Below are 21,765 nucleotides of genomic sequence, written 5' to 3'. Positions count from 1 at the left end.
TTTAAAATTGGAGGTCACTATGGAAATTAAGATTCAGTCGATTCATTTCGACGCTACCGAGAAGTTACAGGCGTTTATCGAAAAGAAAGTCGCCAAGTTGGAGAAAACTTATGAAGATATACAGAAAGTAGAGGTGCAATTAAAGGTCGTTAAGCCTGCTACCGCTCTTAATAAGGAAGTTCACCTTGAAGTTGCTGTCCCTGGAACGACATTGTTCGTTGAGAAGACATGCGATACTTTTGAGGAAGGAATTGACCAAGCAGTGGACTCAATGAAGGTTCAATTGACCAAATTTAAAGAAAAAACAAGAAATCGATAAAAAATATTCCGAAAAATTTGGTGGAATGAAAAAATAGTTGTATCTTTGCAGCCGTTTTCCGATAGGTCGAAAACTTAGTCGCATTGCGGCTGTAAAGATTGCCTCTTTAGCTCAGTTGGCCAGAGCACGTGATTTGTAATCTCGGGGTCGTTGGTTCGAATCCGACAAGAGGCTCAGAAAAAGAAAGACCATGGGTAGTTACCAGAGTGGCCAAATGGGGCAGACTGTAAATCTGCTGGCTATGCCTTCGGTGGTTCGAATCCATCACTACCCACTTTCTTTGATAAGCGGAAATAGCTCAGTTGATAGAGCACTAGCCTTCCAAGCTGGGGGTCGCGGGTTTGAGCCCCGTTTTCCGCTCAATGTTGAAATGCTGTAATAGCTCAGTGGTAGAGCACTTCCTTGGTAAGGAAGAGGTCCTGAGTTCAACTCTCAGTTACAGCTCTACTTCAAGCGAAAGTGAGAAGTAGAAAACGTGGAGACAATATATTAATTAATTGATTATTCATTTATATAAATAAAAAGAAAAAGCTATGGCTAAAGAAGAATTCGTGCGTACCAAACCGCATGTAAACATTGGTACAATTGGTCATGTTGACCATGGTAAGACTACTCTTACTGCAGCTATCTCTAAGGTATTGAACGAGAAGCTCGGTACATCTGAGGCAGTTAAGTCATTCGATCAGATTGATAATGCTCCTGAGGAGAAAGAGCGTGGTATCACTATCAACTCTGCTCACATCGAGTATGAGACAGCAAAGCGTCACTATGCACACGTTGACTGTCCTGGACACGCTGACTATGTAAAGAACATGGTTACTGGTGCTGCTCAGATGGATGGTGCTATCTTGGTTTGTGCTGCTACTGATGGTCCTATGCCACAGACACGTGAGCACGTACTTCTTGCACGTCAGGTAAACGTTCCTCGCTTGGTTGTTTTCTTGAATAAGTGCGATATGGTTGACGATGAGGAGATGCTTGAGCTCGTTGAGATGGAGCTTCATGAGATCCTCGAGCAGTACGGTTATGAGGAGGATACTCCAATCGTACGCGGTTCTGCTCTCGGTGCTTTGAACGGTGTTGAGAAGTGGGTTAAGTCTGTAGAGAACTTGATGGATGTAGTTGACGAGTGGATTCAGGAGCCTGAGCGTGAGGTTGACAAGCCATTCTTGATGCCTATCGAGGACGTATTCTCAATCACAGGTCGTGGTACTGTTGCTACTGGTCGTATCGAGACTGGTCGTTGCAAGGTAGGTGACGAGGTTCAGTTGCTCGGTCTTGGTGAGGATAAGAAGTCTGTCATCACTGGTGTTGAGATGTTCCGCAAGGTACTCGCTGAGGGTGAGGCAGGTGATAATGTAGGTTTGCTTCTCCGTGGTATCGATAAGGCAGAGGTTAAGCGTGGTATGGTAGTTGTACACCCAGGTGCTATTACTCCTCACGATCACTTCAAGGCTTCTATCTACGTATTGAAGAAGGAAGAGGGTGGTCGTCATACACCATTCGGTAACAAGTATCGTCCTCAGTTCTATCTCCGTACTATGGACTGTACAGGTGAGATCAAGCTTCCAGAGGGAGTTGAGATGGTAATGCCTGGTGATAACGTAGAGATTGAGGTAGAGTTGATCTACAAGGTTGCTCTGAACGAGGGTCTTCGTTTCGCTATCCGTGAGGGTGGTCGTACAGTAGGTTCTGGTCAGATTACATCAATTCTCGACGATATTAAGTAATTTAGAATTTTCTAGATTTACTATATAATGACTTCCGCTTCTGCGGAGGCGGAAGTCAACTTACGGGTTTAGCTCAGTTGGTAGAGCACTGGTCTCCAAAACCAGGTGTCGAGGGTTCGAGCCCTTCAACCCGTGCTAAATAGAAGATAATATGAATAAAATAGTAAGTTATTGCAAGGCATGTTACGATGAACTTGCGCATAAGACTACTTGGCCATCACGTGCCGAACTAACTCATAGTGCAATGGTTGTATTATCTGCTTCCCTAATCATTGCATTAGTTGTGTTCGCGATGGATTCTGTATTCAAAGCCTTTATGGGTGTAGTTTATCCAGGTTAATTTTTTAAAGGAAATGGCAGACACAGGAAATAAATGGTATGTGCTCAAGGCCGCAAGTGGCAAGGAAGCCAAGGTGAAAGAATACATCGAGGCTGAAATGAAGCACAATGATTTACTTGCAGCAAATGTTTCTCAGGTGTTAATTCCACTCGAGAAGCATGCATCTGTACGTAATGGAAAGAGGGTCGTTAAAGAAAAGGTCTCTCTTCCAGGATACGTTTTTGTTGAGGCAAGACTGAAGGGTGATGTGGCGCATACTTTGCGCTTCATGCCAAATGTTTTGGGTTTCCTTGGAGGATTGGATGAACCAACTCCTGTACCACAGCGTGATATTAATCGTATGTTGGGTACGGTAGAAGAGACTGAGTTTGAGGAGAATCTCGATTGTCCATACTTGGTTAATGATACTGTTAAGGTGATGGAAGGTCCATTCAGTGGCTTTAGCGGCGTTGTCGAAGAGGTTAACTTGGAGAAGCGCAAGCTGAAAGTTACGGTTAAGATCTTTGGACGTAAAACTCCATTGGAATTAGGTTTTATGCAAGTAGAAAAGGAATAGGGTTCTGTTACGAGAACTTGAAGTCCTTTTATAAGTTTCAATTTTAAATATTAACAAAAAAATGGCTAAAGAAGTTGCTGGATTAATCAAATTACAGATTAAAGGTGGCGCTGCAAATCCTTCACCTCCAGTAGGACCTGCTCTGGGTTCTAAAGGTATTAATATCATGGGATTCTGCAAGGAGTTCAACGCCCGTACCCAGGACAAGGCAGGTAAGGTATTGCCAGTTGTTATTACATATTACACTGACAAGTCGTTCGATTTCGTAATCAAGACTCCTCCTGCTGCAGTACAGTTGAAAGAGGCTGCTAAGATCAAGTCAGGTTCTGCTCAGCCTAACCGTCAGAAGGTAGCTACCCTTACTTGGGATCAGGTAAAGGTAATTGCTGAGGACAAGATGAAGGACTTGAACTGCTTTACTGTAGAGTCAGCTATGAAGCTCATCGCTGGTACTGCAAGAAGTATGGGTATTACTGTAAAGGGAGACTTCCCTGGTAAATAATTTAAAACTTCAATTAGAAAAATGAGTAAACTGACAAAAAATCAAAAATCAGTAGCTGATAAGGTTGAAGCAGGGAAGGTGTACACATTGAAGGAAGCTGCAGAGTTGGTAAAGGAGATTACCACTACCAAGTTTGATGCTTCTCTTGATATTGATGTACGCTTAGGTGTTGACCCACGTAAGGCTAACCAGATGGTTCGTGGCGTTGTTTCATTGCCAAACGGTACCGGTAAGGTTACTCGCGTGCTCGCACTCTGTACTCCTGATCAGGAAGCTGCTGCTAAGGAAGCAGGCGCTGACTACGTAGGTCTCGACGAGTATGTTGAGAAGATTAAGGGTGGTTGGACAGATATTGATGTCATCATCACAATGCCATCTTGCATGGGTAAGATTGGTCCTTTGGGTCGTGTTCTCGGTCCTCGTGGATTGATGCCAAACCCTAAGAGTGGCACTGTAACTATGGATGTTGCTAAGGCAGTTAAGGAAGTTAAGCAAGGTAAGATTGACTTTAAGGTTGATAAGGCTGGTATTATCCACACTTCAATCGGTAAGGTTAGCATGACACCTGAGCAGATCTACGGAAATGCTAAGGAGTTCATCAATACTGTTATCAAGTTGAAGCCTGCTGCTGCTAAAGGTACATATATCAAGAGTATCTTTATTTCAAGCACTATGAGTAAGGGTATCAAGATTGATCCTAAATCAGTTGAATAACTCTAAAAGTTTTGTAAAATGAAGAAAGAAGTTAAAGATACTATCATCACCGAACTTGGACAGAAGCTTCAGGAGTTCCCTCATTTCTATCTTGTAGATGTTACAGGATTGGATGCAGAGAAGACAAGTAATCTTCGTCGCAAGTGTTTCAAGAGTGAGATTAAGATGGTTGTTGTTAAGAATACCTTGCTTCACAAGGCATTTGAGGCTTCAGACATCGATTTCTCTGAGCTTTATGGCAGCTTGAAGGGTACTACAGCAGTTATGTTCACTAACGTAGCTAATGTACCAGCTAAGTTGTTGAAGGAGTACGAGAAGGACGGCGTTCCAGCATTGAAGGCTGCTTATGCAGAGGAAGGTTTCTATGTTGGCGCAGACAAGCTCGCAGAACTTTCAGCAATCAAGAGCAAGAACGAGGTTATCGCAGAGATTGTTGCTTTGCTCCAGTCTCCAGCAAAGAACGTTATTTCTGCTCTTCAATCAGGAAGCAACACTATTCACGGTGTGCTTAAGACATTGGGCGAGCGTCCTGAGTAATCAATCACAATGTTATCAAATTTAATAGTATAAACAAATAAAAATTTAGAATAAAATGGCAGATATCAAAGCTATTGCAGAAGAGTTAGTAAATCTTACTGTTAAGGAAGTTAATGAGTTGGCAACAGTCCTCAAGGACGAGTATGGTATTGAGCCTGCTGCTGCAGCTGTAGCTGTAGCTGCTGGTCCTGCTGCTGGTGGTGCAGCTGCAGCTGAGGAGAAGTCTTCATTCGACGTAGTCCTCGCTGAGGTTGGTGGCGCTAAGCTCCAGGTTGTTAAGGCTGTTAAGGAGGCTTGCGGTCTCGGTTTGAAAGAGGCTAAGGATCTCGTAGACGGTGCTCCTTCTACAATCAAGGAGGGTGTATCTAAGGACGAGGCTGAGAACCTTAAGAAGGCTATCGAAGAGGCTGGTGCTAAGGTAGAGCTCAAGTAATTAGATTAATTACATCTCTTACATAATGGTTAGGATTCTCCAAGTAGGTGAGTCCTAACCTTTTTGTGTCTTTTATTATCATGTTAATAAAACCCCATTTAATAACTTCTAATGGCTACAAAAATTGTTGATAACAGAGTAAATTTTGCCAGCGTTCATAATCCGTACCCATATCCGGATTTCCTCGATGTGCAGTTAAAGTCTTTTAAGGACTTCTTACAGTTGGATACTCCGCCTGAGGAACGCAAGAATGACGGTTTGTATAAGGTGTTCTCAGAGAACTTCCCTATCACCGATACACGTAACAATTTCGTTCTTGAGTTCTTGGATTACTATATTGACCCTCCTCGTTATACCATTGATGAGTGCTTGGAGCGTGGTCTTACATATAGCGTACCTTTGAAGGCTAAGATGAAGCTGTATTGTACTGATCCAGATCACGAGGATTTCGGTACTTTCATCCAGGATGTATTCTTGGGTACTATCCCTTATATGACTGCTAATGGTACATTCGTAATCAACGGTGCTGAGCGCGTTGTCGTTTCTCAGTTGCACCGTTCTCCTGGTGTGTTCTTTGGTCAAGGTGTACATGCGAACGGTACTGTGCTCTATTCTGCCCGTATCATCCCATTCAAGGGTAGCTGGATTGAGTTTGCTACTGACATCAATAATGTGATGTATGCTTACATCGACCGTAAGAAGAAGTTGCCAGTAACTACATTGTTGCGTGCTATTGGTTACGAACAGGATAAGGATATTCTTCAGATTTTTGATCTCGCTGAGGAGGTGAAGGTTAACAAGAAGAATATGAAGGCTGCTATTGGTCGTAAGCTTGCTGCTCGTGTTTTGAAGAGTTGGAATGAAGACTTCGTTGATGAGGATACTGGTGAAGTAGTATCTATCGAGCGTAATGAAGTAATCATGGAGCGTGAGACTGAACTTACTGCTGATAATATTGAGGAGATTGTTGAGAGTGGAGCGCAAACTGTTCTTCTTCACAAGGATGAGGAAGCTGCTAACAAGTTTACTATTATCTTCAACACTTTGGCAAAGGATCCAAGTAACTCTGAGAAGGAAGCGGTTAACTATATCTATCGTCAGTTGCGTAATGCTGATCCAGCTGATGATGCTAGTGCACGTGAGGTTTTCCAGAATCTGTTCTTCTCGGATAAGCGTTATGATCTTGGTGAAGTAGGTCGTTATCGTATTAATAAGAAACTGAACCTTGATACTGACATTGATGTACGTGTATTGACTAAAGAAGATATTATTGAGATTATTAAATATCTTATTCAGTTGATCAACTCTAGTGCAACTGTTGATGATATCGACCACTTGTCTAATCGTCGTGTTCGTACAGTAGGTGAGCAGTTGGCTAACCAGTTCTCTATTGGTTTGGCTCGTATGACTCGTACTATCCGTGAGCGTATGAATGTTCGCGACAATGAGGTGTTTACTCCAACAGATTTGATTAATGCCAAGACTATCTCTAGCGTTATCAACTCTTTCTTTGGTACTAACCCATTGTCACAGTTCATGGACCAGACTAATCCTCTGGCTGAGGTAACCCATAAGCGTCGTCTTTCTGCCTTAGGTCCTGGTGGTTTGTCTCGTGAGCGTGCCGGTTTCGAGGTACGTGACGTACATTATACACACTATGGTCGTCTTTGCCCTATTGAGAGTCCTGAAGGTCCAAACATCGGTTTGATTTCTTCTCTCTGTATGTATGCAAAGATAAACGATCTTGGTTTTATTGTAACTCCTTATCGTAAGGTGAATGATAGCAAGGTCGATATGGCTAATGAGGATGTTGTATACTTGACTGCTGAAGATGAAGAGTCTAAGATTATCGGTCAGGGTAATGCTCCTTTAACTGTTGATGGTTCTTTCATTCGCGATGTAGTAAAGTGTCGTCAGGATGCAGATTATCCAGTTGTTGGTCCAGACCAAGTTGACTATGTTGACGTTTCTCCACAGCAGATAGCTTCTGTATCCGCTGGTTTGATTCCTTTCTTGGAGCATGATGATGGTCACCGCGCTTTGATGGGATGTAACATGATGCGTCAGGCCGTACCATTGCTTCATAATGATGCTCCAATCGTAGGTACTGGTCTTGAGAAGCAAGTTTGTGAGGATTCACGTACTATGGTTACTGCAGAAGGTGAGGGTGTTATCGAATATGTTGATGCTACAACTATCCGTATCCTTTACGATCGCACAGAAGACGATGAGTTCGTAAGCTTCGAACCTGCTTTGAAGGAGTATCGTATTCCTAAGTTCCGTCGTACAAACCAGAATATGACCATCGACTTGCGTCCTATCTGTAATAAGGGACAGCGTGTAAAGAAGGGTGATATCCTGACAGAGGGTTATGCAACAGAAAACGGTGAGTTGGCTTTGGGTCGTAACTTGCTTGTTGCTTATATTCCTTGGAAGGGTTACAACTATGAGGATGCTGTCGTTATTTCTGAACGTATGGTTCGTGATGACGTATTGACATCAGTACATGTTGACGAATACTCTCTTGATGTGCGTGAAACTAAGCGTGGCGTAGAGGAATTCACATCTGATATCCCTAATGTCAGCGAGGAAGCTACAAAGGATCTTGACGATAATGGTATCGTCCGTGTTGGCGCAAGAATTGAGCCAGGTGATATCATGATTGGTAAGATTTCGCCTAAGGGTGAAAGTGATCCTTCACCAGAAGAGAAGTTGCTTCGTGCTATCTTTGGTGATAAGGCTGGTGATGTGAAGGATTCTTCATTGAAGGCAAATCCATCATTGAGCGGTGTAGTTATTGACAAGAAGTTGTTCTCTCGTGCTATCAAGACCCGTGAGTCAAAGAAGCAGGATAAGATTATTCTTGCTAAGATTGATGAGGAGTATGAGGCAAAGGGTGATGACTTGAAGGATATCCTCGTAGACAAGTTGCTTACACTTACAGAAGGTATGACTTCTGAGGGTGTTAAGGATTATACAGGTGCTGAGATTATCACCAAGGGCAGTACCTTTACTGCTACAGCCTTGAAGAATTTGGAGTATGATGGTGTTCAGTCTAATAAGTGGACTAAGGATGAGCATACCAATGGCTTGATTCAGAGACTTATTATGAACTATATCCGCAAGTATAAGCAACTTGATGCTGAATTAAAGCGCCGTAAGTTTGCTATCACTATTGGTGATGAACTTCCATCAGGTATTCTTCAGATGGCTAAGGTATATATTGCAAAGAAGCGTAAGATTCAGGTTGGTGATAAACTTGCCGGTCGTCACGGTAATAAGGGTATTGTGTCTAAGGTCGTTCGTTTGGAGGATATGCCATTTATGGCTGACGGTCGTCCTGTTGATATGGTATTGAACCCATTGGGTGTGCCTTCACGTATGAACCTTGGTCAGATCTTCGAGTGTATCTTGGGTGCTGCAGGTAAAAAGTTGGGCGTAAAGTTTGCTACTCCTATCTTTGATGGTGCTAAATTGGATGATCTCTCTGAATGGACAGATAAGGCAGGCTTGCCACGTTTCTGCTCAACTTACCTTTATGATGGTGAGACTGGAGAGCAGTTTGACCAGCCAGCTACTGTTGGTATGACTTACTTCTTGAAGTTAGGTCATATGGTTGAGGATAAGATGCACGCTCGTTCTATCGGTCCATACTCTTTGATTACACAACAGCCACTTGGTGGTAAAGCACAGTTTGGTGGTCAGCGATTCGGAGAGATGGAGGTCTGGGCTATCGAGGCATTCGGTGCAAGCCACGTTTTGCAGGAGATCCTGACTGTTAAGTCAGATGATGTTGTAGGACGTAGCAAGGCATACGAAGCAATCGTAAAGGGCGATCCAATGCCAACTCCTGGTATTCCTGAGTCACTTAACGTATTGCTCCATGAGCTTCGTGGCCTTGGTTTGAGCATCAAACTTGATTAATTTTGAGAACCCCTAATTTATATATAGAAACATGGCTTTCAAAAAAGATACAAAGGTAAAGAATAATTTTACGAAGATTACCATCGGTCTCGCTTCGCCAGAGGAGATCTTGGAAAATTCGTATGGTGAGGTTACTAAACCGGAAACCATTAATTATCGTACATATAAGCCGGAGCGTGATGGCTTGTTCTGCGAGCGTATTTTTGGTCCTACTAAGGACTATGAATGCGCCTGCGGCAAGTACAAGCGTATCCGTTATAAGGGAATCGTCTGCGACCGATGCGGTGTAGAGGTTACAGAGAAGAAAGTTCGTCGTGAACGCTCTGGTCACATTGAACTTGTCGTACCTGTTGCTCATATTTGGTATTTCCGTTCTCTTCCAAATAAGATTGGTTACCTTTTGGGTATGCCGACCAAGAAACTTGATGCTGTCATTTACTACGAGAAGTATGTAGTTATCCAGCCTGGTATTCTTGAGGGAAAGACTGATGCTGATGGTCTTGAATTGAACGGTTCTCACAAACTTGATCTCTTGTCAGAAGATGAATATATGGCTCTTCTTGACCAGTATGATCCTAATGGTGACAATGAACTTTTGGACGATACGGACCCTAATAAGTTTATAGCAAAAATGGGTGCTGAAGCAATTTATCAGTTGCTCCAGAATGTAGACCTTGACTCTTTGTCATACGAACTCCGCGATCGTGCAAATAACGATTCAAGTCAGCAGCGTAAAACTGAGGCTCTGAAGCGTCTGCAAGTTGTAGAAGGTTTCCGTGCTAGTAAAGGTATTAACAAGCCAGAATGGATGATCATGAAGATTATTCCTGTTACTCCACCTGAGCTTCGTCCGTTGGTACCATTGGATGGTGGTCGTTTTGCAACATCAGACTTGAATGACCTCTATCGTCGTGTGATTATCCGTAACAACCGTTTGAAGAGATTGGTTGAAATCAAGGCTCCTGAGGTTATTCTCCGTAACGAGAAGCGTATGTTGCAGGAGGCTGTTGACAGCTTGTTCGACAACTCACGCAAGAGCTCTGCTGTAAAGAGTGAGAGCAATCGTCCTTTGAAGTCACTCTCTGACTCTTTAAAGGGTAAGCAGGGTCGTTTCCGTCAGAACTTGCTGGGTAAGCGTGTTGACTATTCTGCCCGTTCTGTAATCGTTGTAGGTCCAGAGTTGAAGATGGGTGAGTGTGGTCTTCCAAAACTGATGGCTGCAGAGCTTTACAAACCATTTATCATCCGTAAGTTGATAGAGCGTGGTATCGTAAAGACTGTTAAGAGTGCCAAGAAGATTGTTGATCGTCGCGAGCCAGTTATTTGGGATATTCTTGAAAATGTAATGAAGGGTCATCCGGTTATGTTGAACCGTGCCCCTACGCTTCACCGACTCGGTATCCAGGCATTCCAGCCTAAGATGATTGAGGGTAAGGCTATCCAGTTGCACCCATTGGCATGTACAGCGTTCAATGCCGACTTCGATGGTGACCAGATGGCTGTTCACCTTCCATTGAGCAACGAGGCTATCTTGGAGACTCAGATTCTGATGCTCCAGAGCCACAACATTTTGAACCCTGCTAATGGTGCGCCTATCACCGTTCCTTCTCAGGATATGGTGCTTGGTCTCTACTATATTACAAAGATTCGTCCAGGTGCTAAGGGCGAGGGCTTGACATTCTATGGCCCTGAGGAGGCTTTGATCGCTCGTAATGAGGGTCGTTGTGATCTCCATGCTTTGGTTAAGGTAATCGTTGACGACTTGGTTGATGGTAAAATCCAGAAGCGTATGATTGAGACCTCTGTAGGTCGTGTTATCGTGAATGGTATCATCCCAGATGAGGTAGGCTTCTTCAACGACGTTATCTCTAAGAAGACACTCCGCGGCTTGATTTCTAATGTAATCAAGGCTGTTGGTATGGCAGAGGCTTGTGCCTTCCTCGATGGTATCAAGAACCTGGGTTATCGTATGGCATACGTTGCTGGTTTGTCATTCAACCTTGGCGATATCATCATCCCACCTGAGAAGGAGGAGATTGTTGAGCGTGGTCGCAAGGAGGTTGAGGAAATCACCAACAACTATAATATGGGTTTCATCACCAACAAGGAGCGTTACAACCAGGTTATCGATGCGTGGACTCACGTAAATACCGATTTGGGTAATATCCTGATGAAGGAGATGACTGAGGCTGATCAGGGATTCAACGCCGTTTACATGATGCTTGACTCTGGAGCCCGTGGTTCTAAGGATCAGATTAAGCAGTTGTCTGGTATGCGTGGTTTGATGGCTAAGCCTCAGAAGGCTGGTGCAGAAGGTGCGCAGATTATTGAGAACCCTATCCTTTCTAACTTTAAGGAGGGTATGTCTGTGTTGGAGTACTTTATCGCTTCTCACGGTGCTCGTAAGGGTCTTGCTGATACCGCGATGAAGACTGCCGATGCTGGTTACTTGACTCGTCGTCTTGTTGACGTATCTCATGATGTCATCATTACTCAGGAGGATTGCGGTACCTTGCGTGGCTTGGTTTGCACCGCTTTGAAGAATGGTGATGAGATTATCTCTTCTCTCTATGAGCGTATCTTGGGTCGTGTATCTGTACACGATATCATCCACCCTACAACAGGTGAGTTGATCGTTAAGTCTGGTGAGGAAATCACAGAGGCTAAGGCTAAGATCATCGATGAGTCTCCAATCGAGAGCGTTGAGATCCGTTCAGTACTCACTTGTGAGAGCAAGAAGGGTGTCTGCATGAAGTGTTACGGCCGTAACTTGGCTACAGCTCGTATGGTTCAGCTCGGTGAGGCTGTGGGTGTCATTGCTGCACAGGCTATCGGTGAGCCTGGTACTCAGCTTACTCTCCGTACCTTCCACGCCGGTGGTATTGCGTCTAACGCTGCTGCCAATGCTAAGATTGCTGCGAAGAACAAGTCTCGCATCGAGTTTGATGAGTTGGGCACTGTTCCATTCGTAGAGGAAGATGAGGAAGGCAACGATATCAAGTGCGAGAAGGTAGTAAGCCACTTGGCTGAAATCCGTTTCGTTGATCCAAATACAAACATCGTTCTTGCTACATTGAATGTACCTTATGGTTCTTCTTTGTATCACAAGGAGGGTGAGATTGTTGAGAAGGATACTGTGATTGCTCGTTGGGACCCATTCAACGCCGTTATCGTCAGCCAGTACGCTGGTACCTTGAAGTTCAACGACGTTCAGAAGGATCAGACCTACCGTGCCGAGGTCGATGAGACTACTGGTTTGGAGGAGAAGATCATCACCGATTCTAAGAATAAGGCGATGGTTCCTTCTTGTGATGTTATTGATGCAAACGGTGAGATTGTTGGTACATATAACTTCCCTGTAGGTGGTCACCTCGTTGTAGAGGATGGTCAGACTATTAAGACTGGTGAGGTCTTGGTTAAGATTCCTCGTGCCGTAGGTGGTGCTGGTGATATCACCGGTGGTCTTCCACGTGTAACCGAGCTTCTTGAGGCTCGTAACCCATCTAACCCAGCTGTCGTATCTGAAATCGATGGTGAGGTAACTATGGGTAAGGTAAAGCGTGGTAACCGTGAGATCATCGTAACCTCTAAGACTGGCGACCAGAAGAAGTATCTCGTATCACTCTCTAAGCAGATCCTGGTACAGGAGCATGATGCCGTACGTGCTGGTACTCCTCTTTCTGATGGTAGTGTAACTCCAGGCGATATCCTCGCTATTATGGGTCCTACTGCTGTTCAGGAGTACATCGTTAACCAGATCCAGGACGTTTACCGTCTCCAGGGTGTGGCTATCAACGATAAGCACTTCGAGGTGGTTGTTCGTCAGATGATGCGTAAGGTTCGTATCGATGATCCAGGTGATACTACATTCTTGGAGCAGGAGTTGGTTGATAAGCTCGACTTCGCTGAGGAGAATGACCGTATCTGGGGTAAGAAGGTTGTTACCAATGCTGGTGATAGCACTGAGCTCAAGCCTGGTCAGATCATCACAGCCCGTAAGTTGCGTGATGAGAACTCAGCATTGAAGCGTCGCGATATGAAGCTTGTTCAGGTTCGTGATGCCGTAGCTGCAACATCTACTCAGATTCTCCAGGGTATTACCCGTGCCGCTCTTGGTACCAAGAGCTTCATGAGTGCCGCTTCCTTCCAGGAGACCACTAAGGTCTTGAACGAGGCTGCTATTCGTGGTAAGGTAGATTACCTTGAGGGAATGAAGGAGAATGTTATCTGCGGTCACTTGATTCCAGCAGGTACCGGTCTCCGCCAGTGGGAGAAGCTTGTTGTTGGTTCTAAGGAAGAGTACGAGCGCATGCAGGCTAACAGAAAGAATGTACTCGACTATGCAGATTCTCCAATCGTGGACTAATCTGAAGGTTAGAGTAACATATATATAATAAGGTATAAGAGCCATAGGTGAGTCATCATCTATGGCTCTTTTCTTGATATTGCCTGCCTGTTGATGATATCAAATCAACTTTTTAATATTTTTTCTTCTTTTGGGGTTGGGAATTTGATACCTTGATGTGTTCTTGGGATAAACAATACAGATAAAAATAGAAATGGAAAAGATAGAACAACTTTTTCGCCAGCATTATTCAAAGATGTTTCTCGTTTCGAGGATGATTCTAGGGGATGAAGAGACCGCAAGGGATGTGGTGAGCGATATTTTTGCAGATATGCTTAGTGGAAAGCTGCGGATTCCGCCCAATAGTACGGAAGGTTACTTTGTCGTTCTTACTCGAAACCGATGTTTGAATTCTCTCAGAAAGATGACCCTTCATGAAAAGGTCAAGGCTGGTCTTAAGGTGGATCATGCGGTAGATATCGTGCATGATGAAAACCGAATCATTCGCGAGATAGACCATGAGATGAGCAAGGCTGATCAGATGCTTCGTTTTATAGACCGGGAATTGACGCTCCAAACACGTCGGGTAGTCAATATGCATTATTGCCAAAAGCTCACTTATCGTGATATCTCTGAAGAGTTAGGCATCAGTGAGGCTGCCGTCTATAAGCATCTTGCTCAAGGCATCAAACGAATAAAAGAACATTTTAATCCCAAGAACAATGGATAAGTTAACACAGGTAATCGACATGATTGAGCACCCAGAGCATTATTCTGAGTCTCAGATTAAGGAGATTCTTCAAGATGAGGAATCTCGCCAGACCTATCTCACAATGATGGAGATGCGTATGGCTTTTGATAAGGAAGCGACGGAGAAAGATTTGGATGTAGATAAGGAATGGCAATTGTTTGCAGAACAACATCCGGTAGTGAAGTCCCGTTTTGATTGGCACAAACTCGCAGCTTCCTTTATTGGTGTATGTTTGCTGTCTGGTATCGCCTTTGCTGCCATTCATACATTCAGTTCGCATCGTCAGGTAGAAGAAACATCGGCAGGGGATACGTCTCAGGTAAAAGTAGCATCCTTTACAAATACTGCTGTTGTCAGTGATAAAGCTACGTCAACTGATGTCAAAAAGGAAATTGTGCATAAGACTTTCGACAATGTTTCCTTAGAAACGATGCTCGGAGAAATGGCAGAGTATTATGGAGTGAAGATTGTGTTCCAGAACCAGGAAGCCAAGCAGCTTCGTTTCTATTATGAATGGAACAGCGAGAACAGTCTGCAGAGTGTAGTGGATGAATTGAATCATTCACAACAGATAATTCTCTCTTTGGACAATGAGCAACTTGTTGTAGAATAATCCTGTCGCTGACAGGTCTGTTTGCAAGTTGGCTTATTTGTAATATGTATCAAATCAATATAAAAAATATGAAGAAAAATATGTTCGCTTTCCTGATGTGTCTGTTGGTACAGGCATCGTTTGGACAGCGCATCTCTCGAAGCTATAACAACCGTTCCATGTCTGAAGTTCTGAAGGATTTAGACAAGGCTACCCGTCGATATAAAATCAGTTTTATCTATAATGAACTGGAAGATTTCACCGTTACTACCTCTTTCCGTAATCTCGATTTGCAGGAAGCTTTGGGGCGGGTCTTTGGATTCTATCCGATGAAGGCTACGATAGAGGATAGCTTGATATTCGTGGAATGTACCCAAAAGGAACCTACTAAATTGATGGGACGGGTGATTGATGAACGTCATCGACCAGTGGAGTTTGCCAATGTGGCTTTGCTCAATCCCAGGGATTCTTCCTTTCTCACAGGTGGTGTGACCAATGCCAGCGGCAATTTCGTGATACCTTGTGGCATGAAGAAGGTTCTCGCCAAAGTAAGTTGCGTGGGTTATTACACCTTATATAATATGTATAATGTGGGAAAAGTCGGAAATGTGGTGTTGACGGAGAGTACCATGCATATCAATGGTGTTACGGTGAAGGCGAAATTGCCTTCTTTCAAGATGGGACGTGAAGGAATGCTCATAGACATACAGCATTCTGATTTGTCAAAAGTAGGAGATGCCGTTGATGTACTCCGACAATTACCTCGCATCAATGTAAGTAGTACCGATGCCATCAGCGTTTATGGCAAGGGTACACCTATTATATATATCAACAATAAGCAGGTGAGAGATTCCAGGGAATTGCAGCGCCTGAAGTCTGATGCCATCAAGAATGTGGAAATCATTACTTCGCCTGGTGCAAGATATGATGCCACGGTCTGTTCGGTGATTCGTATCCGGACCGTCAAGAAGCAAGGTGAAGGTATGAGTGGTTCCTTGAATTCCTGGGTAAAGTATAATGGCTATCTGGGAGGGACGGAACAGCTCAGTCTCAATTATCAGAGTGAAAAGCTCAACTTGTTTGGTTCTCTTTGGGGATATACAAAATGGCATAAGGAAGCTACTTCGTTAATTCAGCATATTGAAGGAACGAAGAATGTTACCGTAAACCAGTATGATCCCTTATCCTATCGCAATACAATGGGAGAAGTAAACTTTGGTTTCAATTATGACCTCAATGATGAAAACTCTATCGGTGCTTCTTATGATTTAGAATGCGAACCCTATGCGAAAGGGCATGTTGATGGACAGCAGGAAATATTCAATGAGGGACAACCTGTGGATATCATCAAACAGAAAGTATTGGTCGATGATATAGGTGGTCCTACCCATGAGTTGAATGCTTACTATGTGGGAAAGGTCAATAAACTGGGAATGGACTTTAATGGAACCTATCTCTGGCAAAAAACTGGGCGGGATATGTTGGAAACAGAAGAGGCTACCGTATTGGAAAATCGGGAAATCCATACTGCGAGTCGCCGCCATAATCAGTTGCTTGCAGGCAAACTGGTTCTTTCTTATCCCATAGCCAAGGGGCAGTTGGAGTTAGGAAGCGAAGTGAGCCATACCCACAGTAGCGGAGAATATAGCAATGCGGAAGGCATTGTGGCAGATGCTTCTACCGATATGAAGGAAGATAATTTGGCGGGATTTCTTGCCTTTTCATATCCTTTAGGCTCGTTTTCAATGGATGCAGGATTGAGATACGAGTATGTGTCTGCCAAGTATTATTCTTTCGGTAAGTATGAAGAAGAGCCTAGCAGGAATTATAGCAATTGGTTTCCCAACCTGACCCTGTCATGGAATAAGGAACCATGGGCTGCATCTCTTGCATATACTTGCAAGACAAAGCGTCCTTCTTATAGTTCCTTGCGCAATGAGGTGCAGTATGATAATCGCTATATGTATGAAGGTGGCGATCCTTATCTTCGTCCTACCATTGCTCATGATGTTTCATTGGATGTGATGTGCAACTGGATTTCGTTTGGTGTGGAGTATCTTTATGAGGACAATCCCATCATCTGGTATGTTACCCTTTATAATCATCAGGATATAGCCTTCATGAGGAATGTGAACTTTTCCAGCAAGCAGACGATGACAGCGTATGTCATAGCTGCTCCCAAGTTCGATTGGTATCAGCCTATATGGCAAGTCTTCTTTCAGAAGCCTTTCTTTGATGCAGAAAAATATGGTGCCCCTCGTGGTTTGTCGAAGCCTGCCTTGGGTATTACATGGAACAACCAGTTTAAGTTGAGCTCCACTTGGACTTCATGGGTGACCCTTCATGCCAATACTACATCCTATAATGCCTTCCGCAGGTATCGCTCTGGTTATTATGCCTCCATGCGAATGGTTAAGACATTCTTGGATGAAGCTTTGACTGTTAATTTCTATGCTGATGATATCTTCAGAAGTCAGAAAGACCAATGGACCATGTATGGCGACCATGCAACCTTGACGAAGGATAGTTATAATAGTGCCCGTGAAATTGGTGTCAGAGTGGTCTATAAATTCAATTCTGGTCATAGAAAGTATAAGGGTTCTGGTGCTGGTAATGCAGAAAAGAGCCGTTTCTGATAGACCGGTTTTTCAGATAAAAAAGAAATTGTATTTCAAAAGTCCTTTCACACTAAGCTTATGTCTTTGTATTAGAAGCATTTTAGTGTGAAAGGACTTTTAACACAAAATAATTGGCAAATTATTCTTTTTTTTCAGATATTATGTGTAAATTTGCACTATCATTTAAAGTTTAATCCTATTAACTTAATAAAATTATGGAAGAAAATAAGAATAATCAACAGCAGCAGAATCAGTTCCAGATGGGCATCAGCCCAGAAGTAGCAGAGGGTACATACTCTAACTTGGCACTGATTACTCATTCTAGTTCAGACTTCATCTTGGATTTCGCATGTGCACTTCCAGGAATGCCAGCACCTCAGATCAAGAGCCGTGTCATCATGGCACCTGAGCATGCCAAGCGTTTGCTCCAGGCATTGCAGAGCAATGTTTATAACTACGAGCAGGCTTTCGGTAAGATTAAGTTGGCAGATGAGCCAGAGCGTACTATCGCTCCATTTGGCACACCAAAAGGTGAGGCTTAATGCATAACTACATACATACTAAGACTAAATTTCCTGCTAAAAGCCGCTTTTTCTTTATAATATTTGTTTTTAATAGTTATATAAAGTTAAAACTAGCCCTCGTTTTTTAAAAGTCTCCTTAATATTTAGGTAGTTTGCCGAAAAAGTCGTAACTTTGCACCCCGAAAAGCCCCATAAGGTGGTGGCTTATACGGAAATAAGACAATAATAAAAATAAAATAATAAATTAAAAAGTAAAATTATGCCTACTATTTCACAGTTAGTAAGAAAAGGCAGACGAGTATTGGTAGACAAGAGCAAGTCACCAGCTTTGGATTCATGTCCTCAGCGTCGTGGTGTTTGTGTTCGTGTTTACACAACAACTCCAAAGAAGCCTAATTCGGCAATGCGTAAGGTTGCCCGTGTTCGTTTGACAAACTCTAAGGAGGTTAACTCTTACATCCCAGGAGAGGGTCACAACTTGCAGGAGCACTCAATCGTATTGGTTCGCGGTGGTCGTGTTAAGGACCTCCCAGGTGTACGTTATCACATCGTTCGTGGTACTCTTGATACCGCAGGTGTTGCAAACCGCACACAGCGTCGTTCTAAGTACGGTGCTAAGCGTCCAAAGGCAAAGAAGTAATTCTAATCCGGACAAAATTAAAAGAAATCCGAAAACTCACGGTCGGAGAAGGTCGAGAGTTTAGGTAAAAAGATTATTTTATTAAACGTTTTGCTGGAGAAGTAACAGGTTGAGTAAATACTCGGGTGCGAGTGTTGAAGAACGATATACAGCCCCATGCAGAATTTAAATTTTTTCGATTAAAAAATGAGAAAAGCAAAACCAAAGAAGAGAGTGATCCTCCCAGATCCAGTCTTCAATGACCAGAAGGTCTCTAAATTCGTAAATCATTTGATGTATGATGGTAAGAAGAATACATCTTATGAGATTTTCTACAATGCACTCGATACCGTAAAGGCTAAGATGGCTAACGAGGAGAAGTCTGCACTTGAGATTTGGAAGCAGGCTCTCGACAATATTACTCCACAGGTTGAGGTTAAGAGCCGCCGTATTGGTGGTGCAACCTTCCAGGTTCCTACAGAAATTCGTCCTGATCGCAAGGAGAGTATCTCTATGAAGAATCTTATTATCTTCGCTCGCAAGCGTGGTGGTAAGACTATGGCAGATAAGCTCGCTGCAGAGATTATGGATGCTTACAACAACCAGGGTGGCGCATTCAAGCGCAAGGAGGATATGCATCGTATGGCTGAGGCTAACCGTGCATTTGCTCACTTCAGATTCTAATTTAATTTATAAAATAGGTTTAAAAGAAAATGGCAAATCGCGATTTACATTTGACACGTAACATCGGTATCATGGCGCACATCGATGCCGGTAAGACAACAACATCTGAGCGTATCTTGTTCTATACAGGTAAGACTCATAAGATCGGTGAGGTACACGATGGTGCTGCTACAATGGACTGGATGGCCCAGGAGCAGGAGCGTGGTATTACTATCACTTCTGCAGCTACAACTTGTAACTGGAACTATCTCGGTAAGTCTTATAAGATTAACTTGATCGATACTCCGGGACACGTTGACTTCACTGCTGAGGTTGAGCGTTCACTCCGTGTACTCGATGGTGCTGTTGCTACATATTCTGCAGCTGACGGTGTACAGCCACAGTCAGAGACAGTATGGCGCCAGGCTGACAAGTACAATGTACCTCGTATCGGTTATGTAAACAAGATGGACCGTTCTGGTGCTAACTTCTTTGAGACAGTACGGCAGATGAAGGATATCTTGGGTGCTAATCCTATTGCTATTCAGATTCCTATTGGTGCTGAGGAGAACTTCAAGGGTGTAGTTGACCTGATCAAGATGAAGGCTATTCTCTGGCACGATGAGACTATGGGTGCTGAGTATGACGTAGAGGAAATTCCTGCTGATTTGGCTGATGAGGCTGCTGAGTGGCGTGATAAACTCCTCGAGGGTGCTGCTAACTTCGATGACGAGGTTATGGAGCTTTACCTCGATGGTAAGGATATCCCAGAGGAGAAGCTCCTCGCTGCTATCCGCAAGGGTTGCTGTGCTATGGAGTGCTGCCCAATGTTGCTCGGTTCTTCATACAAGAACAAGGGTGTTCAGCCATTGCTCGACTATGTATGTGCATTCTTGCCTTCACCAATGGATACTCCAAATATCATCGGTACTAACCCTGATACTGAGGAGGAAGAGGATCGCAAGCCATCTGAGGATGAGCCAACATCTGCTCTCGCATTTAAGATTGCTACCGACCCATTCATGGGCCGCTTGGTATTCTTCCGTGTTTACTCAGGTAAGGTTGTTGCTGGTTCTTACGTTTACAACCCACGTTCAGGCAAGCGCGAGCGTATCAGCCGTCTGTTCCAGATGAACTCTAAGCAGGAGATCCCAATGGAGTCTATCGACGCTGGTGATATCGGTGCAGGTGTAGGCTTCAAGGATATCCGTACAGGTGATACACTTTGTGATGAGGATCATCCAATCGTATTGGAGTCTATGACATTCCCTGATACTGTGATCTCTATCGCAGTTGAGCCAAAGAGCCAGGCAGACATCGCTAAGATGGATAACGGTCTCGCTAAGTTGGCTGAGGAGGACCCAACCTTCACAGTTCGTACAGACGAGCAGAGCGGTCAGACTATTATCTCTGGTATGGGTGAGCTCCACTTGGATATCATCATCGACCGTTTGAAGCGTGAGTTCAAGGTTGAGTGTAACCAGGGTAAGCCTCAGGTTAACTATAAGGAGGCTATCACTAAGACAGCTCAGAGCCGTGAGACTTACAAGAAGCAGTCTGGTGGTCGTGGTAAGTTCGCTTGTATCGATGTAACCATCGGTCCTAAGGACGAGGATTACAAGGAGGGCGACTTGCAGTTCATCAACGAGGTTAAGGGTGGTAACGTTCCTAAGGAATTCATCCCATCAGTACAGAAGGGCTTCGCTGACTGCTTGTCAAATGGTGTACTCGGTGGCTTCCCAATGACAGGTTTGAAGGTAACTTTGACCGATGGTAGCTTCCACCCAGTTGACTCTGACCAGTTGTCATTCGAGTTGGTAGCACATCAGGCATTCAAGGTACTTTGCCCTAAGGCAGGTCCTGTTTTGATGGAGCCTATCATGAAGGTAGAGGTTGTTACTCCAGAAGAGAACATGGGTGACGTAATCGGTGACTTGAACAAGCGCCGTGGTCTCGTTCAGGGTATGGAGGAAGGTCGTAGCGGCGCTCGCGTCGTAAAGGCTATGGTTCCATTGGCTGAGATGTTCGGTTATGTAACAGCTTTGCGTACTATCACTTCTGGTCGTGCAACAAGCTCTATGGAGTATGATCACCACGCAGCTCTCTCTTCAACAATCGCTAAGGCAGTGTTGGAGGAGGTTAAGGGTCACGCAGAACTCCTTTAATCAAATAAAGAAATAACGGTAAGATGAGGCGCTGCTTAGCGAATGACTCTTAAGCAGCGTACCTCTTCTTCCATTAGACTAAAATAATTCATATTAATAATAACTTAATTTTAAAAATGAGTCAGAAAATCAGAATTAAGCTGAAGTCTTACGACCACCAGTTGGTTGACAAGTCAGCTGAGAAGATTGTGAAGGCTGTTAAGGCAACAGGCGCTATCGTTAGCGGTCCTATTCCATTGCCAACACACAAGCGTATTTTTACTGTAAACCGCAGTACTTTCGTTAACAAGAAGTCTCGCGAGCAGTTCCAGCTCTCAGATTTCAAGCGTCTCATCGACATCTACAGCTCAACAGCTAAGACCGTTGATGCCTTGATGAAGCTTGAATTGCCAAGTGGTGTAGAAGTAGAAATCAAAGTCTAATTATTAAAAAT

The 21,765-nt window shown here is 43.8% G+C and carries 18 protein-coding genes and 5 tRNA genes; all 23 read left to right on the top strand.

What is annotated here, in order from left to right:
* The first annotated feature begins 19 nt into the window (after positions 1 to 19).
* Positions 20 to 319, top strand: coding sequence for a ribosome hibernation-promoting factor, HPF/YfiA family (gene hpf / locus DW657_RS04845; RefSeq protein ID WP_089543942.1), 300 nt, complete (start codon positions 20 to 22; stop codon positions 317 to 319).
* Positions 320 to 419: 100 nt separating this feature from the next.
* A tRNA-Thr gene (locus DW657_RS04840) sits at positions 420 to 493 on the top strand.
* 18 nt (positions 494 to 511) lie between these two features.
* Positions 512 to 593: transfer RNA gene (locus DW657_RS04835), tRNA-Tyr, on the top strand.
* 13 nt (positions 594 to 606) lie between these two features.
* Positions 607 to 679: transfer RNA gene (locus DW657_RS04830), tRNA-Gly, on the top strand.
* Positions 680 to 691: 12 nt separating this feature from the next.
* Positions 692 to 763 (top strand) — tRNA-Thr (locus DW657_RS04825).
* 89 nt (positions 764 to 852) lie between these two features.
* On the top strand, positions 853 to 2,049 hold the full coding sequence (gene tuf / locus DW657_RS04820) for an elongation factor Tu (RefSeq protein ID WP_118311606.1): 1,197 nt from the start codon (positions 853 to 855) through the stop codon (positions 2,047 to 2,049).
* Between the two features lie 62 nt (positions 2,050 to 2,111).
* A tRNA-Trp gene (locus tag DW657_RS04815) sits at positions 2,112 to 2,184 on the top strand.
* A gap of 16 nt (positions 2,185 to 2,200) precedes the next feature.
* Complete coding sequence (secE, locus tag DW657_RS04810) at positions 2,201 to 2,389, top strand: preprotein translocase subunit SecE (protein ID WP_118311605.1); 189 nt, start codon at positions 2,201 to 2,203, stop codon at positions 2,387 to 2,389.
* A gap of 13 nt (positions 2,390 to 2,402) precedes the next feature.
* On the top strand, positions 2,403 to 2,945 hold the full coding sequence (nusG, locus tag DW657_RS04805) for a transcription termination/antitermination protein NusG (RefSeq protein ID WP_118311604.1): 543 nt from the start codon (positions 2,403 to 2,405) through the stop codon (positions 2,943 to 2,945).
* 61 nt (positions 2,946 to 3,006) lie between these two features.
* Entirely contained in the window at positions 3,007 to 3,447 is a 441-nt protein-coding gene (gene rplK / locus DW657_RS04800; RefSeq protein ID WP_118311603.1) for a 50S ribosomal protein L11, read from the top strand.
* A 21-nt stretch (positions 3,448 to 3,468) separates the two neighbouring features.
* Entirely contained in the window at positions 3,469 to 4,161 is a 693-nt protein-coding gene (gene rplA, locus DW657_RS04795; protein ID WP_118311602.1) for a 50S ribosomal protein L1, read from the top strand.
* 18 nt (positions 4,162 to 4,179) lie between these two features.
* A complete protein-coding gene (gene rplJ, locus DW657_RS04790; protein ID WP_118311601.1) occupies positions 4,180 to 4,698 on the top strand; it encodes a 50S ribosomal protein L10 in 519 nt (172 codons plus the stop codon).
* Between the two features lie 55 nt (positions 4,699 to 4,753).
* Positions 4,754 to 5,131: a 50S ribosomal protein L7/L12 gene (rplL, locus tag DW657_RS04785; protein ID WP_089543935.1), complete on the top strand. Its 378-nt coding sequence runs from the start codon at positions 4,754 to 4,756 to the stop codon at positions 5,129 to 5,131.
* Positions 5,132 to 5,242: 111 nt separating this feature from the next.
* The gene (gene rpoB, locus DW657_RS04780) at positions 5,243 to 9,055 is read left to right on the top strand and encodes a DNA-directed RNA polymerase subunit beta (RefSeq protein WP_118311600.1); all 3,813 of its coding nucleotides are present in this window, start codon (positions 5,243 to 5,245) and stop codon (positions 9,053 to 9,055) included.
* A 31-nt stretch (positions 9,056 to 9,086) separates the two neighbouring features.
* Entirely contained in the window at positions 9,087 to 13,421 is a 4,335-nt protein-coding gene (gene rpoC, locus DW657_RS04775; RefSeq protein WP_118311599.1) for a DNA-directed RNA polymerase subunit beta', read from the top strand.
* A gap of 193 nt (positions 13,422 to 13,614) precedes the next feature.
* Entirely contained in the window at positions 13,615 to 14,130 is a 516-nt protein-coding gene (locus tag DW657_RS04770; RefSeq protein ID WP_118311598.1) for a sigma-70 family RNA polymerase sigma factor, read from the top strand.
* On the top strand, positions 14,123 to 14,764 hold the full coding sequence (locus DW657_RS04765) for a DUF4974 domain-containing protein (protein ID WP_118311597.1): 642 nt from the start codon (positions 14,123 to 14,125) through the stop codon (positions 14,762 to 14,764). The genes DW657_RS04770 and DW657_RS04765 overlap by 8 nt, the downstream gene beginning before the upstream one ends.
* Before the next feature lie 68 nt (positions 14,765 to 14,832).
* Complete coding sequence (locus tag DW657_RS04760; RefSeq protein ID WP_158577315.1) at positions 14,833 to 17,379, top strand: TonB-dependent receptor family protein; 2,547 nt, start codon at positions 14,833 to 14,835, stop codon at positions 17,377 to 17,379.
* Positions 17,380 to 17,576: 197 nt separating this feature from the next.
* Positions 17,577 to 17,903 carry a DUF3467 domain-containing protein gene (locus tag DW657_RS04755; protein WP_089543929.1) on the top strand — a complete coding sequence of 109 codons (327 nt, stop codon included), beginning with the start codon at positions 17,577 to 17,579 and terminating at the stop codon, positions 17,901 to 17,903.
* A 241-nt stretch (positions 17,904 to 18,144) separates the two neighbouring features.
* The gene (gene rpsL, locus DW657_RS04750) at positions 18,145 to 18,525 is read left to right on the top strand and encodes a 30S ribosomal protein S12 (RefSeq protein WP_006848839.1); all 381 of its coding nucleotides are present in this window, start codon (positions 18,145 to 18,147) and stop codon (positions 18,523 to 18,525) included.
* Between the two features lie 186 nt (positions 18,526 to 18,711).
* Complete coding sequence (rpsG, locus tag DW657_RS04745; RefSeq protein WP_022110377.1) at positions 18,712 to 19,188, top strand: 30S ribosomal protein S7; 477 nt, start codon at positions 18,712 to 18,714, stop codon at positions 19,186 to 19,188.
* Between the two features lie 29 nt (positions 19,189 to 19,217).
* A complete protein-coding gene (gene fusA, locus DW657_RS04740; RefSeq protein WP_118311595.1) occupies positions 19,218 to 21,332 on the top strand; it encodes an elongation factor G in 2,115 nt (704 codons plus the stop codon).
* A 116-nt stretch (positions 21,333 to 21,448) separates the two neighbouring features.
* On the top strand, positions 21,449 to 21,754 hold the full coding sequence (rpsJ, locus tag DW657_RS04735) for a 30S ribosomal protein S10 (protein WP_006283658.1): 306 nt from the start codon (positions 21,449 to 21,451) through the stop codon (positions 21,752 to 21,754).
* The last annotated feature ends 11 nt before the right edge of the window (positions 21,755 to 21,765 follow it).

Origin of the sequence: Prevotella sp. AM23-5, from assembly GCF_003473645.1 — a bacterium.
Classification (GTDB): domain Bacteria; phylum Bacteroidota; class Bacteroidia; order Bacteroidales; family Bacteroidaceae; genus Prevotella; species Prevotella copri_A.
Note: the sequence above shows the minus strand (reverse complement) of the source record. Positions and strands in the feature narration are given on the sequence as shown.

What these genes read in the sequence shown, in the direction of transcription:
- rplJ (WP_118311601.1), top strand. Translation starts at nt 4,180, where the DNA reads ATGAAGAAAGAAGTTAAAGATACTATCATCACCGAACTTGGACAGAAG.
- nusG (WP_118311604.1), top strand. Translation starts at nt 2,403, where the DNA reads ATGGCAGACACAGGAAATAAATGGTATGTGCTCAAGGCCGCAAGTGGC.
- secE (WP_118311605.1), top strand. Translation starts at nt 2,201, where the DNA reads ATGAATAAAATAGTAAGTTATTGCAAGGCATGTTACGATGAACTTGCG.
- rpoC (WP_118311599.1), top strand. Translation starts at nt 9,087, where the DNA reads ATGGCTTTCAAAAAAGATACAAAGGTAAAGAATAATTTTACGAAGATT.
- tuf (WP_118311606.1), top strand. Translation starts at nt 853, where the DNA reads ATGGCTAAAGAAGAATTCGTGCGTACCAAACCGCATGTAAACATTGGT.
- rpsJ (WP_006283658.1), top strand. Translation starts at nt 21,449, where the DNA reads ATGAGTCAGAAAATCAGAATTAAGCTGAAGTCTTACGACCACCAGTTG.
- rpsL (WP_006848839.1), top strand. Translation starts at nt 18,145, where the DNA reads ATGCCTACTATTTCACAGTTAGTAAGAAAAGGCAGACGAGTATTGGTA.
- hpf (WP_089543942.1), top strand. Translation starts at nt 20, where the DNA reads ATGGAAATTAAGATTCAGTCGATTCATTTCGACGCTACCGAGAAGTTA.
- rpoB (WP_118311600.1), top strand. Translation starts at nt 5,243, where the DNA reads ATGGCTACAAAAATTGTTGATAACAGAGTAAATTTTGCCAGCGTTCAT.
- fusA (WP_118311595.1), top strand. Translation starts at nt 19,218, where the DNA reads ATGGCAAATCGCGATTTACATTTGACACGTAACATCGGTATCATGGCG.
- DW657_RS04765 (WP_118311597.1), top strand. Translation starts at nt 14,123, where the DNA reads ATGGATAAGTTAACACAGGTAATCGACATGATTGAGCACCCAGAGCAT.
- rpsG (WP_022110377.1), top strand. Translation starts at nt 18,712, where the DNA reads ATGAGAAAAGCAAAACCAAAGAAGAGAGTGATCCTCCCAGATCCAGTC.
- rplK (WP_118311603.1), top strand. Translation starts at nt 3,007, where the DNA reads ATGGCTAAAGAAGTTGCTGGATTAATCAAATTACAGATTAAAGGTGGC.
- DW657_RS04755 (WP_089543929.1), top strand. Translation starts at nt 17,577, where the DNA reads ATGGAAGAAAATAAGAATAATCAACAGCAGCAGAATCAGTTCCAGATG.
- DW657_RS04770 (WP_118311598.1), top strand. Translation starts at nt 13,615, where the DNA reads ATGGAAAAGATAGAACAACTTTTTCGCCAGCATTATTCAAAGATGTTT.
- DW657_RS04760 (WP_158577315.1), top strand. Translation starts at nt 14,833, where the DNA reads ATGAAGAAAAATATGTTCGCTTTCCTGATGTGTCTGTTGGTACAGGCA.
- rplL (WP_089543935.1), top strand. Translation starts at nt 4,754, where the DNA reads ATGGCAGATATCAAAGCTATTGCAGAAGAGTTAGTAAATCTTACTGTT.
- rplA (WP_118311602.1), top strand. Translation starts at nt 3,469, where the DNA reads ATGAGTAAACTGACAAAAAATCAAAAATCAGTAGCTGATAAGGTTGAA.